Annotated in this window: 12 protein-coding genes and 1 riboswitch; of the genes, 6 read left to right on the top strand and 6 right to left on the bottom strand. The window is 40.3% G+C overall.

All coding sequences use genetic code 11. The features are described from left to right. Nucleotides 1–114: 114 nt before the first annotated feature. The 5 genes from CH373_RS01240 (at nucleotide 115) to CH373_RS01260 (ending at nucleotide 7,782) form a co-directional block, all read left to right on the top strand. Complete coding sequence (locus tag CH373_RS01240) at nucleotides 115–1,665, top strand: OmpP1/FadL family transporter (protein ID WP_243393203.1); 1,551 nt, start codon at nucleotides 115–117, stop codon at nucleotides 1,663–1,665. A gap of 110 nt (nucleotides 1,666–1,775) precedes the next feature. Then, nucleotides 1,776–3,068, top strand: a complete 1,293-nt coding sequence (locus CH373_RS01245; protein WP_100712114.1) for a sterol desaturase family protein — start codon at nucleotides 1,776–1,778, stop codon at nucleotides 3,066–3,068. A gap of 269 nt (nucleotides 3,069–3,337) precedes the next feature. Then, complete coding sequence (locus CH373_RS18910; protein ID WP_100712115.1) at nucleotides 3,338–3,895, top strand: DUF1564 family protein; 558 nt, start codon at nucleotides 3,338–3,340, stop codon at nucleotides 3,893–3,895. Between the two features lie 139 nt (nucleotides 3,896–4,034). Further along, nucleotides 4,035–6,116 (top strand): DUF4139 domain-containing protein, encoded by a 2,082-nt coding sequence (locus tag CH373_RS01255; RefSeq protein WP_100712116.1) that lies wholly within the window; start codon nucleotides 4,035–4,037, stop codon nucleotides 6,114–6,116. Between the two features lie 13 nt (nucleotides 6,117–6,129). Continuing rightward, nucleotides 6,130–7,782 carry a mucoidy inhibitor MuiA family protein gene (locus CH373_RS01260; protein WP_243393204.1) on the top strand — a complete coding sequence of 551 codons (1,653 nt, stop codon included), beginning with the start codon at nucleotides 6,130–6,132 and terminating at the stop codon, nucleotides 7,780–7,782. On the opposite strand, the gene CH373_RS01265 is transcribed toward CH373_RS01260, so the two are convergent. The 4 genes from CH373_RS01265 to CH373_RS01280 form a co-directional block, all read right to left on the bottom strand. Then, nucleotides 7,770–8,837, bottom strand: coding sequence for a vWA domain-containing protein (locus CH373_RS01265; protein ID WP_100712117.1), 1,068 nt, complete (start codon nucleotides 8,835–8,837; stop codon nucleotides 7,770–7,772). The genes CH373_RS01260 and CH373_RS01265 overlap by 13 nt on opposite strands. A gap of 64 nt (nucleotides 8,838–8,901) precedes the next feature. Further along, nucleotides 8,902–9,495, bottom strand: a complete 594-nt coding sequence (locus CH373_RS01270; protein ID WP_100712118.1) for a DUF6580 family putative transport protein — start codon at nucleotides 9,493–9,495, stop codon at nucleotides 8,902–8,904. Nucleotides 9,496–9,525: 30 nt separating this feature from the next. Further along, nucleotides 9,526–10,386: an LIC_13355 family lipoprotein gene (locus CH373_RS01275; RefSeq protein WP_100712119.1), complete on the bottom strand. Its 861-nt coding sequence runs from the start codon at nucleotides 10,384–10,386 to the stop codon at nucleotides 9,526–9,528. Nucleotides 10,387–10,450: 64 nt separating this feature from the next. Beyond that, complete coding sequence (locus CH373_RS01280) at nucleotides 10,451–11,002, bottom strand: LIC13354 family exoprotein (RefSeq protein ID WP_100712120.1); 552 nt, start codon at nucleotides 11,000–11,002, stop codon at nucleotides 10,451–10,453. A 211-nt stretch (nucleotides 11,003–11,213) separates the two neighbouring features. Further along, nucleotides 11,214–11,347: riboswitch (adenosylcobalamin (AdoCbl) riboswitch) on the bottom strand. Between the two features lie 143 nt (nucleotides 11,348–11,490). Between CH373_RS01280 and CH373_RS01285 the strand changes: the two genes are divergently transcribed. Beyond that, entirely contained in the window at nucleotides 11,491–12,837 is a 1,347-nt protein-coding gene (locus tag CH373_RS01285) for a flavin monoamine oxidase family protein (protein WP_100712121.1), read from the top strand. Nucleotides 12,838–12,873: 36 nt separating this feature from the next. Here the strand turns inward: CH373_RS01285 and CH373_RS01290 are convergent, their stop codons facing one another. Together CH373_RS01290 and CH373_RS01295 are read right to left on the bottom strand one after the other, a co-directional pair. Further along, nucleotides 12,874–13,752: a bifunctional helix-turn-helix domain-containing protein/methylated-DNA--[protein]-cysteine S-methyltransferase gene (locus CH373_RS01290; protein ID WP_100712122.1), complete on the bottom strand. Its 879-nt coding sequence runs from the start codon at nucleotides 13,750–13,752 to the stop codon at nucleotides 12,874–12,876. A gap of 24 nt (nucleotides 13,753–13,776) precedes the next feature. Next, complete coding sequence (locus tag CH373_RS01295; RefSeq protein WP_100712123.1) at nucleotides 13,777–14,622, bottom strand: alpha/beta hydrolase; 846 nt, start codon at nucleotides 14,620–14,622, stop codon at nucleotides 13,777–13,779. Between the last annotated feature and the right edge of the window lie 42 nt (nucleotides 14,623–14,664).

A 14,664-nucleotide genomic window follows, 5' to 3' on the forward strand; every position in this document is an offset into this window, starting at 1 on the left:
GAAGTTCACCGGAAGATACGAATAATTTTTTAAAAATAACCAGTGTGTAATAAAAAAATCAGTCTCTGATACGTGACTGAATTAAAGTAACAGAACGCTGTTATTAAGGAAAAAATGATGCGAATACAAATGTCTAGAAATGCACTCGGTGGTGCTCCCTTAAAATTCAAAGCAGTAATTCTATGCGTCCTAATCACTTGTGCTAGCACAGAGTTGTTTGCAGGAAGCTACGGTGATATCTACGGCGCACATCCAAGCGCTGCTGGTATGGGGAACGCCGTTACCTCAATCGTAAATAACTCTTCTGCTGTGTTCTATAACGTTGCTGGTTTAGGCAGGCTTTCGGATGCCGACTTGTTTATCGCTAACCTGGAGAAGCTAGAAAAAGAAAAGGAAGCTGCTGCAGATCCTACAAAAGAAGGTAATCCTGCTGACCCAGCGGCTAACGGCCCAATCCTAACTCCAGAACCTACAAAGGATAGTGACCTAAAATGGTATAAGCGAATTGGCTATTCTCTGAGAGACGGATTTACCAAAGAGGTGTTTACATATAAACCTCTTCTAAGACCTACAAGAGTATATCACGAAGTAAGTTTTCAAGCTGCTTACGCTAATCCGACGTTAAAGAATAACGCACCTCAGAATGATAATATTAAAAATCCGGATGATAGTTTTGCTGGTCTTGGCTTAACCTTAAATCTAAACGAAATATTTGATATCGGACGAACCATCAGATTCGGAATTAACGCATTGGTTCCAGCGAGTGGTAACCTATTGGTAGTGAACGATCAAAATCCTACGGTTCCTCGCTACCTTCAATCTGGAAAGAGCAATGAAAGACCTACTATTATGGGTGGGTTAGGCGTTGAACTTTGGAAGGATCGATTGTTTGCTGGGATCGGATTTACTGCCTTAGCTGGAGGTTCCGGTGCTATTTTGCTTAAAGATGTTCCAATTTCTCCGGATCCAGTAACTGCTAACTCTCAAGTTATCCTAGAATTGAAACCATTAATTAACCCGACGTATGGTCTTCAATTTACGTATGGAAAGTTTAGTCTTGGTACATCCTACAAAAGAGAGACATACTTATCGGCTGACCCAATTCCTGCAAGGGCTCAAACTACCCTATTGGGGATTCAGTTAGATTTTGACCTGGCTCTGCTAGATCAGTATAATCCTCGAGTCTGGTCCTATGGTTTAGCATTTAGGCCGAATCAAAGATGGGTTTTGAGCGTAGATATGAATCGGGAATTGTGGAGCGGCTATCAGCTTTCCAGAATCAAAAAGAACTATTCTGAGCCACTATATTTGCACGATACTACGAATGTAAAATTCGGAACAGAGTTCGCTATCTTACCTATGGTAAAAGTTCGTGGCGGTATTGGACGACGTCCTTCTCCTGTGCCACATATGCCTGGAGAGAATAACTGGATGGATAATGATCGCAATATCTATTCTGTAGGAGCTTCTTACATTTTTAACGGAAGAAATTTCAAGTTCCTAAAAGATCGACTGAGAAACCCTGTTATCTTTGATATAGCAATTACGAACCAACAACTAAGAAGTGTGGAAGTAAACAAATACATTCCAACTAGTAGGAACCCCAACTATAACTATGGCGGATATATTTGGTCTATAGCATTCTCTGTTAGTTTCTTTTTCTAACACTGTTTATATATAGTTTGTTATAAGAATATTTTAATCTTTCCTGTTTCACATCTTTTTCTTGACCGACCGATTGCTACAGCGGTTACTCAGAGAAAGTAGAAGGGAATATGGAAAAGAATATAATTGAATTAATTACCCCGGCATTTTTCATCCTTGTGGTTGTAGAAATGCTTTGGGCTTTCTTAGGAAAGAAACCATTTTATAGATATAAAGATTCTGTAAATAGCCTAAGTGCTGGCATTTACATGCAGGTGTTCACTGTTTTCATTGCGCTCGGGTTAACTGCAATTTATGCCTCTGTCTATCAGCGGTTTAGCCTAATCACGATTAGTGGAGAATCTTGGATTGCGTGGGCGCTCTGCTATATACTCGCAGATTTTTTTTACTATTGGTACCATAGAATTGCGCATGAAGTGAACTTGTTCTGGGCTTCACATGTAGCTCATCATCAAAGTGAAGATTATAATTTCACAGTCGCGCTGAGGCAAGGGATCTTTCAGAATTCCTTTTCTTTACCATTCTACTTACCCCTGGCAGTTCTAGGTTTTCCTCCTTACATGTTCCTGCTTTGTATTCAGGTAAATTTTGCATATCAATTCTGGATTCATACGAGAGGAATTCCGAAGCTTAGCATATTAGAATATATTTGGAATACTCCTTCCCATCATAGAGTTCATCACGGCAGGGACCCGAAATATATTGATAAAAACTATGCCGGAACCTTCATTATTTGGGATCGAATCTTTGGCAGCTTCAAGGAAGAGGATGAAGAGCCTATTTACGGCGTAGTAAAGCCAATGCAAACTTGGAGCCCGATTTGGTCGCAGATTCATTACTTTCAAGAACTCTTTCAGCTTTCAAGAAAAACCAAATCTTGGAAGGATAAACTTGCTGTTTGGATTAAGCCTCCCGGTTGGAAGCCGAAAGACATTGGAGAATCTGTAGTACCTCCAGAGATAGATCGCGAAAAATATCGGAAGTTTGATACAACTATTCCGAAAACTCTGAGCGTTTATACATTCTTGCAATTCTTATTCGGTTTAGGGGCTTCCATGGTCTATATAGAATTTAAGAAAGACCTGCCGATGCTTGAGATGATAGTGTTGGGATTCTATATTCTATGGACATTATGGACAATTGGAGCAATCTTTGAGCTAAAAACTGCGGGGATGATTTCAGAACTGGTTCGCCTTGCATCCATTGCTGTATTGACCAACGTATACGCTTTCGATTTTACGAAGGTGGCGAAACTCCAACATTATCTGTCTACGGAGAGTATTTTGATGCTCCCGTTTTTAATGAAAGTAGTCGCGGTCACTTCCTTTGCGGTTCTTGGAACCTTTTTGATTACTCAAAAACGGTTTTTTAGCATTAAGGGATACGCTGCAAAGACAGTATAGATTTAATTACCTCTTTTTGCCCTTGGAGCTTTATTTGAAATGATTTCGACTCCGAGGGTAGAAGGACGACTGGTAATTTGTAACTTAATAATATTCCTGCAATTCTATCCCTACTCTTTTAATCAGAATAAGATAGAACAAAATGTCTTTTCGTAAATGAATTTTGCTGATAGGTGCAGTGAATCGATGGACAATTTTTGAATTCATAATACTACAAAAAGTTTCAAAATAAAATAAGCAAATTACTCGCCGGCAGAACCGGACTTTACATGAACAAAAGCGTTAATGTAAGTCCTCTTCATCGCAATTTTTTTGAAGTAACAACTTTTCAATCAAGAGTTTGTACGCTTATCCTACCCAAGCGTTATTTTAGAAAATTCTCCGGATCAGGCAGAGCACTGCAGAGGGAATTCGGAAATTTGCTAGAAAAATATGAAAATATTCTACAGAAAATGCCTAGAATCAATGGTCGCAGTGTCTACACGAAATATCAAAGAGATATAACTAGTAAGAAAAAGATAGCCGAAGACTTTCGTCAATCGAGCCCCTTCATTCGAATCAATGTTAGGGTTACTTGTGTTGCTTGGACAAGGCTTGGCATTCTTGCAGTATATCATGGAGTTTCTCGTTGCTTTCTTTTTTCTTACTTACTCGAAATGGATAGTGTAGGAGGTAAGCGGGAAACAGAAATCAAGAGTTCTACCCAAAGTTCAGTTCGTATTATTTTGCAACTAATCGGCAATCGATATTACATAGTGAGCCGAATTGAAAAATCTAAACCGAATAAAAACATTGTACATGGCGCCCCTGATGATCCTGGTTCGTGATGTTTTGCTTTGTACTTTTAATATTATGTTAGGGTGCCGTAACTTCCAGCAAATTCTCGTTAGCTGGTTTTGATCGAGTACAGATCGTTTGAAAAGAAATTGACGAAATAAAAAATTTGATGATTCAATTGATTCGCTCATGAAAGCATTTCAAGCAACAGCATCTCGTTTTTTATTTGTATTTCTGATCTCATACTCTGTCTTTTCGCAAGATGTAGTTAGGGATGCTCCCGTCGCACTTACGGAAAAAGAGACCTCTGCTGGGGGTACTTTGGTAGGATCTCCAGCTAAAATTGAATCCGTTTTACTTTATTCTGACTTTGCCTATATAACGAAACAAACAAAGGCAGAATTTATTCCGGGAAATGTAGAGGTCCTACTAGGTGAAGTTCCATTTGATATCGTTGATCGAAGCGTCACAATTTCGATCCCAGATTCGAGCAGAAAAATTCGTATTAAAGGCATAAGAGTAATAGAAAAAGTTTCTAGAAAATACAAATCTGCGGAGACAAAGGAACTCGAAGGGAGGAGGGAAAAGCTATTACTGACAATTGCGACGAAAAGCCGCGAGGTGCAGGATCTCCTAGATTTAGAGCAAAGCCTTAAATCAATCAAGCCAACTTTTCGAGAAGAAGACTCGATTACCGAGAAGCTTGATTTGGATTCCATTTCAGGATTTCGGAAAACTTACTCCGATCTAGTAGAAGAAAATACTAAAATTCGATTATCTAAACTAGAAGATCTGGATCGCGTAAGGGAAGAATTTTATATTGTTTCAGCAAAATTGGATCATTTGGCACAAGGTGATTTGCTCAGAAGAAAAGAACTCCGGGCAGATATCGAGTCAGACGCTCGCGGGAACTTGCCGATTGAGTTTCGATATTTAATTCGTGGTGCGAACTGGTATCCGAGGTATACTCTAGATCTTAAGCCTGACGGTAATGAGGCTGAGCTTGGCTGGTACGCTTTAGTAAAGAATGAAACTGGAGAAGATTGGAATGGGATCAGATTAGAATTTTCGACTGCAAATCCTAATTTAGATATCGATCTGCCAGATTACAAGGAATGGAGAATTAGCTCAAGAGTAGTAGTTCAGGAACAGGGTTACGGTTATCAGGATAAGGTTTCCGATGGAGAAGGGTATTATCCGGCCGCGGAGGCCGCTAAACCTGCTCCATCCGGCGGAGCTACTACAAAAAACCGTGTTCAAAGAAAGCAAGAGGCAAAAAAGAAAGATAAGGTTTCTAAATCAGAAGAAGAGGCAGAAGCAAACGAAAATCCTTTGCTACAATCTAGAACTCTGATTGAAAACAATTATAAAGATAGAGCGAATTCTCTTCGTGTGGAAGAAAATCTGGATGAACTAAAAGGTGATTTAGCCCGACAGAAATCCAGTTTTGATACTGGTCAGTTTGACCAATCTATTCGGTATGGAAAAGAGGCTTTAAGGCGCCTTTCTGGCTTGAGAGAAAGTTCCAGACTTGAATTAAAGGAAATCGAATCAGAAACTCAGGCGTTACTGAATCGGTCATCGCAACTAAATTCGGATCGTAAATATATTGGAAACTTGGTTTCCCCAGGTTCTTCTGCTGAGGGATTTGATTTTCGATATATTGCGCAATCGAGAGAGAAAATTCCTTCGGACAAAACTTTAAATCGTGTCTTTCTCAGAAAGCGGACGGTTCCGGTAGAACCCGGATACGAGTCCTCTCCGCTCACAAAACAAGAAGCTTATCTGACTGTGGTTTCTAAAAATCTTGAGAGGGAGCCATTATTGTCCGGTCCTTTAGAAATTTATTCCGGCGAAAATTTGCTAGGAACTACTTCAGTTTCTACGCTTAAACCCGGAGAGAAAATCCGAATGGAGCTTGGTCCCGATCATGATATCAAGGTCCAAAGAAGAGAAGAGAAATTTGAGGATAAATCAGGTCTAATTTCGAGCCGAAAAACAATTCGTTATAAGGTACAGATTACTTTAAAAAACAATAAACGCAGAATGGTCAATGTTCGACTGATTGATAGAATTCCTTACACAGTGGATGACAGTGTTTCGATAAAATGGATCTCAGGAACGGATCAGCCGGAACGAACTGAGGATGGAATATTGACGTACGAGTTCCAAATCGACTCAGGAGCAACTAAGAAAATTCAGTTTGAATATGTAGTCTCTTATCCTGCAGAAAATATTTTGCATCAATCAAATGGAAGTGGTTCCTACTAAGGAGAAGAACACTATGCAATCAAATTTACAGCTTTCTGTTTCCTTACGATTCTTACTTGCTTTCGGTATGATTTCTCTCGGAGCTTCAAGCTTACTTGCGAAGGAAGAAAAACTTGGAATAAAGGAAGTAACAGTTCATCAGGGCACAGCTCAAGTATTGCGTGTGGGTAAGATCGAGCTGGAGCCGGGGATAAATAAGGTGGAGATATCTAATCTTCCTGTTTCTCTCTTGGAGGAATCTCTCACTGCAGGAACCAATACTGTAAATACTGAGGTCTCGGGCACTCGAACCTGGAAGGAAGAAGGCACTGCGTCTTCGAATCCTGAAGTTGCGAAACTGCAAAGGAGGGTTCATTCTCTCGAGAAGGAGTTAGAGGTCCTACAGGCAAAAGAGAACGATCTAAAAAGTGAAAAGGAAGTTTTAGCCGAATTCCGGCGGAAAGTGTCAGAAACTGTAGGCAGGAATCTGCTTTATGGCCGTGTGGAACCGGATGGAAAAATCTGGGCAACCTACCTTCGCAGAAACAGGGAGGAGAATGTTAGTCTCTTAGCTTCTTGGGAAAAAATTGAAACTGCAAGGCTGAAAATTCAGGCGGAATTGGAAGAAGCTCAGAAGCAGTTGAGGGTTCTCCTCTCCCAGGCAGAAAAAAGCAAACGAATTACTTGGATCCAGGTGATCAACACTTCCAAGGACTCCAAGGTTGCAGAACTTAGAATCAGCTATTTAGTACCGAATGCAATTTGGAAACCATCCTATACGCTTAGTACAAACCAGAATTTTGAGAAAGCCCAGTTCGAATATATAGCCGAAATTACCCAAGAAACCGGTGAAGATTGGAATGACGTGACTATCTTGCTATCTACAACTCGTCCGGATCTATCTCAAAGGAGAAATAGACTAACTCCTCTAAAACTATACGATGAAGAGGTTCGAAATAAGACCGAAATACTGGAAAATCAAGCCCAAAGTGTAGGAGCTATACAAACAGGAAAGGAATCAGAAGAAAAAGTAAGACCTGATGAAAGTTCTGGAGCTTCAGAAAGAGGGAGTGGCTTTTTATACAGAATGCCCAAATTGGTCACTCTTCCATCCCAAAAAGAATCTAGGAAATTTGAAATGCTTTCTTTTCCGATTCAACTTAATATCCGAACGATAGCCTCTCCGCGTTATAAACCTTTTCCTTTATTAGAAGCAACTTTTATGAATCCTGGAGAGTTTCCGCTTTTACCAGGGTCGGTATCATTATTCCGCCCCTCCGGAATGGTAGGAACTACTAGAATCCCGTACACAAGTCCGAAAGATTCAGTAAACCTTTCTCTTGGAACTGAAGGAAGCTTGAGGCTTTCGTATCGCACCGAGACTAACAATACAAAAGAGGGAATTATTTCGACCCAAAAGGTCCTGGAAAAAAGGATCTATCTATCAATAGAAAATTTTGGAAAGGAAAGTAAGAAAGTTCTGATTCGAGACCAAATTCCAATTTCCGAGTTAGCTAGTGTGAAAGTAGAGATGGATTCGGAAAAGACAACTCCCGGTTTTCGAGAATACCGACAAAACTCTGGAATTTATGAATGGAATATGGAGATACCGCCCTCAGACAAAAAAGAAATTCGAGTAGAATATAGAGTTTTATATCCGAAGGATCAAAACCTCTACTTGCCTTGATCAGCAAGAATTTTATCATCTCTTGCAACAGCGGCTGGTATCTCGTCCATATTCCATAATTCTAATTCTATCTTATGAGATATTGGTCCTGCATTTTTAAGTGTAAATTCTCCTTTGCCATTTTCTGCTTCGAAGCATTGGAGATCCAGACCCAAAAGTCTATCTAGGTCCTTAGATCGACTAGGACTCGGGGCATTCATTCTTGGATTCGTAGTTCCGGTTGAAATTCCGTTTAGCACAACACAATGATTCTTTGTGCCTGGATTTTCGAATGTGTAGAATATAGTGTAGGAATCTCTTTCTGTACCCTTCTGAATATCTACTATCTGTATTTTTCCAGGAAGACTATGTTTTTGGGTACTTTCTACTTCGTTTCTTAAAACCGATTGGTCATTTCTATTCCTGGATAATTCTGTAATAGCATTTGCGAAATCGGAATCACTATCTATGTTGTAGTAACTCCCATCCGCCGATTCCGCAATTTTCTGCATGATTCTTTTTTCTTCCGGTTTTAATCCGAGTCCAAGAATATGCATTTTAAAACGGACTCCCTGTTGTTTCAATCTTTGAAGTTCCTTCTCCGGATCTCCATAGCAACTTTCGACGCCGTCGGTTACTAGTATTAGATCAGTTTCCGTCGACTTCTTCTTCATGTAATCGCCTGCGATTCGAATGGATTCGGCTAATGGCGTAGCTCCTGCTGGTGTAATCGAATATAACTTATTCTTAAATTCCGTCCGTTTAAATTTTTCCAAGGGGAAATACAATCTGGAAGATCCGCAGCCCGGAATTCTATTTCCATATGCGATTAACCCGATCTCAGAATCTTCGGAATATTGATCGATTAGCTTTGCTATATACTTTTTGGCTAGGTGTACTTTCTGGAAGGCACCAATGTAATCGTTCATTGAGCCGCTTCCGTCTAGGATAAATAGCTTTCCTGTTGTACCTCTTACCGGAGTCTCAGCTCCGACTCCGGACAGCGAACAGAACAGAACTCCCAAAAGAAATCCCTTTAGTTCCCGAGAGATTTTCTGCTTCAACGAAAAAGACATACAAAATAGCCTTCTATTTTGTATCGGTAAAAATTCAGAAACCCTAACAGTTAAGGAATAATTTTTAGAACCAAGAAACTGGCTGAGAATAATATCTCGCTAGGCGAATCTCAAGCGTATCGAAGATTCCGAATAGAATCGAAGCATACACTAAATCTCCCACAAGTGTCCACTGAAAGAATGGAATAGCAGCCACATAACAAGTAATGAGTCCTTCACTCGTGTACGGATACATGGAGCTTAACGCCCAGACAGCAAAGTTTGTGGTTAGAAAGAACTGTATACTTCCTACGAAACTTACAGATACTACTCTTAGCTTTGAAGAGTTGTCGGATAAATAAGTTTTTCCTAAGAATACATTCAAAAGTAAAGAAGCATAAACTACAGGAAGAGTATTATGAAACCAATCAAAGCCATGGATCCATGCTAAAACTCTATCAGAGATCAGCATAGTAAGGATAGGAACTAGATATGCATTCCATCCTTTAATTCGTGCACCCGCATAGATGCTCATAGCACCTACAGGAGTAAAGTTAGGTGGATGAGGTAAAAATCTGGCAGCGCAAGAGCCCAAGGTTCCGATCCAATGTAAAGGTTCCCAATTTCTTAAAGAAAGTGTTGTTCCTAAATTTTTGAATGCTCTTTCAATTCGATTCACTGGATGCCTCCTGATTGGAAAAAATACATTCTATGGGCTAATCGATTTTGCAATTACACCATCTATATCCGGATTTGTATGTGCTGCATCTATTGGTAAAGATCCTATTGATACTTTAGCAGTAGTTAGGCGAATATAAAGGAATCCATTATTCTGGATATCGTCCCTTTCTGCTGTCGAGCAATTTGTTCCGGAATTCCCGAAATTCGCGTCAGATAAATCAAAACCATCTCCCCCACCGCCTCCGTTTACTACGTCCGTATTAAACAAATCCGTTAAGTTCATCGGGTTCGTATCTTGGTTATACGCGACAGGAGTTAATCCGGCAAATCTCGGCCAGTCAACCGGATTTCCTGAAAAGGTGCCAAGCGAATAGGTAGGATTCCAACCGCACCACTTTGATAAATCATTTCCGACCTCTACGACAACTGGTTCGCCAAATACGTTATCATATGTATTAGAAACAGAGCCGCCGATGAAAAATGGATTTTCATAAACGATAAAGTCGATTCCGGCTGCGTTTAGAACTTTTTTGCCAGACCAGCTGAGTATAATAGAAGCCCCCGGGCCGCTAGCTCCGAGAGTAAACACGTCCAGGGATCCGTTAAATTTCCCTCTACCCCTTACTCCGTTCCTTGCACAGTAAGAATCTGTAAATCCGTATCCAGTTTGGGATGGGGCGGAAACTACCAGATTTGCAGCAAAAAAACCAGAAGAATTGTCTAGAGAATTTAGTCTGCATTCTTGCGTTCCTGGACTGTTCTGCAATATTTGCGCGATTGCTATTGCATTCTCTACCTGATTTCCCGGTCCTACATTAGAATCACAGGACGACAAAAAAATCCATGATGCCAACGGTAGTATAAAAATATGCGCAAAGATTTTTTTCATAAAAATCCTCTCCCCATTCTGAGTCGCAAAAGGGGAGAGATGACCCCTTAACTAAATAGTAATCTTACTGCTCCAGTCTGCTCCAGACAGTCCCGAAACAACCACCATTTAAGTTCGATGGATCTACTTGAGTAGTCGTCAAATTGTTAAAGGAAGTTATCGCCTCTTCTAAAGTATTTTTATAGCCGCTTAGATCCGGACAAATATAAAAGAAATTTCCATCGTGAGTCCATATGTAGTGCATGAACTTGCTCGGTCCGTATTGCGCATCTGCGGGGTTTTGAACAAAAGCAACATTTTTAGAATTATCTAACATTCTAATATTAGTTACGGTCGCGCCAAATGTCTTATACGTGGAAGTGAATTGTGTAGCATCAACTACATATGTGCCTTGGCTGATATTTCCTGCATCAATAGTATACGGAGATGTCTGCCCTGCGTAATCAGGTTTTCCGTTAAAGTAATTCCACTGACCTGAAACTTCCGGAATTGTATTCATTAAAACCAAAAGGTTGTTGGAAGTTTTATCTTCTTCTTTCTTGGTTTCGAAGCACGCAGTGAGTAAGAAAAGCAAACTTGCTGCGATCACAGATTTTAGTATAGTCTTAGTTTCCATTTTTATTCTCCGAGTTGTATTTGGATCGAAGAGGCAAAATCGCAATACCAACTAACGTTCATTAAATGGTTTTCGAGTTCCTATAAAGTTCTCTATTCCTGGAAAGTAGATTTTTCTTTAGCCAAGATGGAGATGCTTCGCGGGAATAAGCCTTCCGATTTTTTGCTTTGGGGGGCCCCTTCGCAAGTACACAGGACGTGCTACAAACGAGAACTGTGATAATACCCTACCTCGAGGTATTCTTATCACGGGGAAGATCTGGCTTGTTTTACTCAAAAAAGTAAAACTTTACAGTTGCGGGTCAGCGCGGGATTTTCACCCGACTTCCTCCCTGAAAGCGTAATTCCACTGCATTGACCTAAGCCTACGCTGGCAAGAAAAAAATCAGATGGAATCTTTGCCTTCTGACCGAAATTAAAATGTAGCGATATCTCGAATTATCTAACGCATTCTTGCGTTTCTATTCATTATCAGAGGAGACAACAGTGATGAAATTTTCGCGTTCCGACTTTCTTAAAAAAAGTGCGATCACTGCAAGTGTCTTACTCGGATTCGGAAAGAATGCACTGAAAGCACAAGGGTCAGGAGGCGATTCCAAAAGAGTGATAGTGCTCGGTGCAGGATTGGCCGGTTTGTATGCGGCTTATCTTTTAGGAAAAACCGGAAGCAAAGTGACTGTCATTGAAGCAACCGAGCGATTAGGCGGCAGAGTTCGAACCATTCTAGATCCTTCCGGTCAGACATTAGACCTTGGAGCTGAATGGGTTTCTTCAGAGGATAAAACAACGAGAAGTGTGGTTAGAGAATTAGGTCTTCGTTACCAGGACGCACCTTTAAAGTCGGATCTTTTTTTGGGGACATATCGGAAAGCGGGGACTTGGGAAATTTCGGAACAATCCAAAGAGTTATTGAACAAATTAGTTTCATTAAACTCAAAAATGAATCCTTCTCAGCAACAAGGTCTGGATAAAATTAGTTTTTATAATTATCTGTTTTATCAGGGGATGAGTTCTGACGATCTTGCATTATTAAATCATAAATTATCTTTACATTATGGGGATTCCGTTCGATTTTTATCCGCGTACAAAGTTTTGAGCGACTTACAAAAATTTCCGATTCGAAACGTTAGGGTTGAAGGAGGAATGGAGAGTATAGTCCGTGCGCTTGTGAAAAACATGGAGAATACTGAATTCGTTCTCTCTGAGCCAGTCGCTTCCGTCGAACAGGACGACAGTGGAGTTTCAGTATTGACTGTTGGAGGGAGAAGGTTTACGGGAAATTCCTGTGTTTGCACTCTGCCAACAAATCAACTTTCCTCTGTTAAATGGAACCCGGATCTTGATAAAGAAAAGCTTTTGTCGATTCTTAGGGTTCGTTATTCTCAAATCTATAAAATTTTTTTGGTTTTGAAAGAGTCTCCTTGGGATACTTCTCCATTCTCTGTTCATTCCGATTTAGCGGCGCAATTCATGTATGATGCAGGCACAAAGCCTGGCTCTTCCGAGAAGATACTCGGTGTGATTGCAAGCGGTGATCGCTACCAAGTTTTCGAATCAGCGAGCCAAGAGCAGAAGGTAGACTATATTCGATTAACTTTAGGTAGACTTGGATTGAATAAGGATTTGCAAGTGCAGAGAATGTACTTTCCTGATTTCGGCAAGCAAGCTTACGTTCCACCTGGAATTGCGACATTTCCGCCAGGCAGTTTCGGATCAGAAGTGCTACTAAGAAAGCCATTTGATCGAATCTTTTTTGCAGGTGAACACACAGCAGAAGTGACTGGCACAGTTGAGGCGGCATTGAGCTCAGCGATCAAAGCAGTGAATTTTTTGTAAGTCACTAATCGATGTTTTCGCTTCCGTTTGAATTTGTTATGCGATTACTTCTTCTTTTTCTCGTATTGCCGCTTCCCAACCCAGAATAGCTTTTTTCCTTTCCGCACCCCATCTATATTCATGAATTACGCCCATCTTTCGAATGACGCGGTGACAAGGAATCAAATAAGCGACCGGATTTTTTGCAACCGCGCTTCCCACAGCACGAACTGCATTTTCGCTTCCTACAATTTTTGCCAAGCTCTCGTATGAGATCAGTTTGCCTTGCGGTATTTTTAATAAGGCTTCCCAGACTTTAATTTGAAAGTTAGTTCCTCTTAATAAAAGCTTTAACGGAGAACTCTCTTTGTTCGAATCGTTCGAACTCACCTGATTTAGAAATATTTTCTCGATTAGAGATTCGGTGCCTTTCGGATCTTTTTTTAAATTTGCGTTTTCCCATTCCTGTTGCAAGGATCGAATTGCTTGCTCGTCAGAATTCTCGATAAAGTTTAAATTGCAAATTCCCCTTTCCGTAATTCCTATAATACATTTTCCGAATGGAGTAGGGTGAATTCCATACCGAATTTCTAAACCGAGTCCTTTACTCTTGAATTCTCCTGGACTCATTGCTTCGCATGAAACAAAAAGATCGTGTAATCTACCTGGACTGCTTAGGCCGACCTCGTATGTCGTATCTAATAGATTTTTCGATTCATTCAAAAGTTGAATCGTATATTCCTTTGTTAGAAATTGTAAGAATCGTTTTGGACTTATGCCGACCCATTCGCTGAAAAGTCTCTGGAAATGAAATTCGCTTAATCCAAGAGAATCGGCGACTTCCTTTAAACTTGGCTGTTTTCTGAAATTTCTATGCAGAAACAGCAAAGCGGATTCTATTCTCTCGTAATCTTCGGATGCTTTTTTCAGGTTCATTTTTTCTTCTTCCTAGAATCGATTTTACTTAGCTTGCTGCGCTTCTTTGGAGGTTAATGCACCGGTTTGTTTAAGCCATGCATCTGCGTCAGTCAAAACAGATTCTATTTTCGGTTCTGTAATCATCCAATGGGAACATTGCTGATATAGTTTGTATTCTGCTACTTTGAATTTTTTTGAAAGTTTCTTCCCGATCTTCGGCGGTGTTACTTTATCGTGGCTTGCCGACGCAATAAAAACCGGACATTTGATTTTTCGATGCTGCACTCTTGTGGTCAGCCTCATATCAAGGAAAGGTAGAAAAGTTTGAAAAGCAACTTTTCCGGATTCCTTTACGAATGTTTTATATAGTAATTCCTGCTCTTCTTTTGGAAGACAGTTGTAAATTCCATACGCAAACTTTTTAGGCCCTAAAATGTTGGTCTTCCTCCAAAAGAAAGGAGTACTTAGAATATCGATCACAGTGAATGTTCCTTTCCAGGAAAATCCGGAAATTCCAAGGGGTGGAACCGGTGTTAACATGATCAGTGCGGACGGATTTATTCTAGTCGCCAATAGTTGCACAAGCAATCCACCTAAAGAATGGCCCAATAAAATAGGAGATTTCCATTGGAGTCGATCTAACTCACTTTCCAAAAAATCTACATAATCCGATATGCCAAGATTGGAAAGTTGAGAGTGCTCTCCTTTTTCATGAAATGGAAGATTTGCCGTATGGCAATTGTACCCTAAATTCTCAAGGCAGGTTTGCACTCGACTCATATGCGATTTAGTGCACCACATTCCGTGCACAAGTAGAACATTCTTCCGTGATTCATTTTGTTCGTTAGAATTTGCTGTTTCTTTAGTTACAGTCGTTGCGTTTTCCATTTGATTTTCTTTTCCCGTTTTGCTTAGGAGATTTTAACCGTG

This window comes from Leptospira perolatii, assembly GCF_002811875.1.
GTDB classification, from domain to species: Bacteria; Spirochaetota; Leptospiria; order Leptospirales; family Leptospiraceae; genus Leptospira_B; species Leptospira_B perolatii.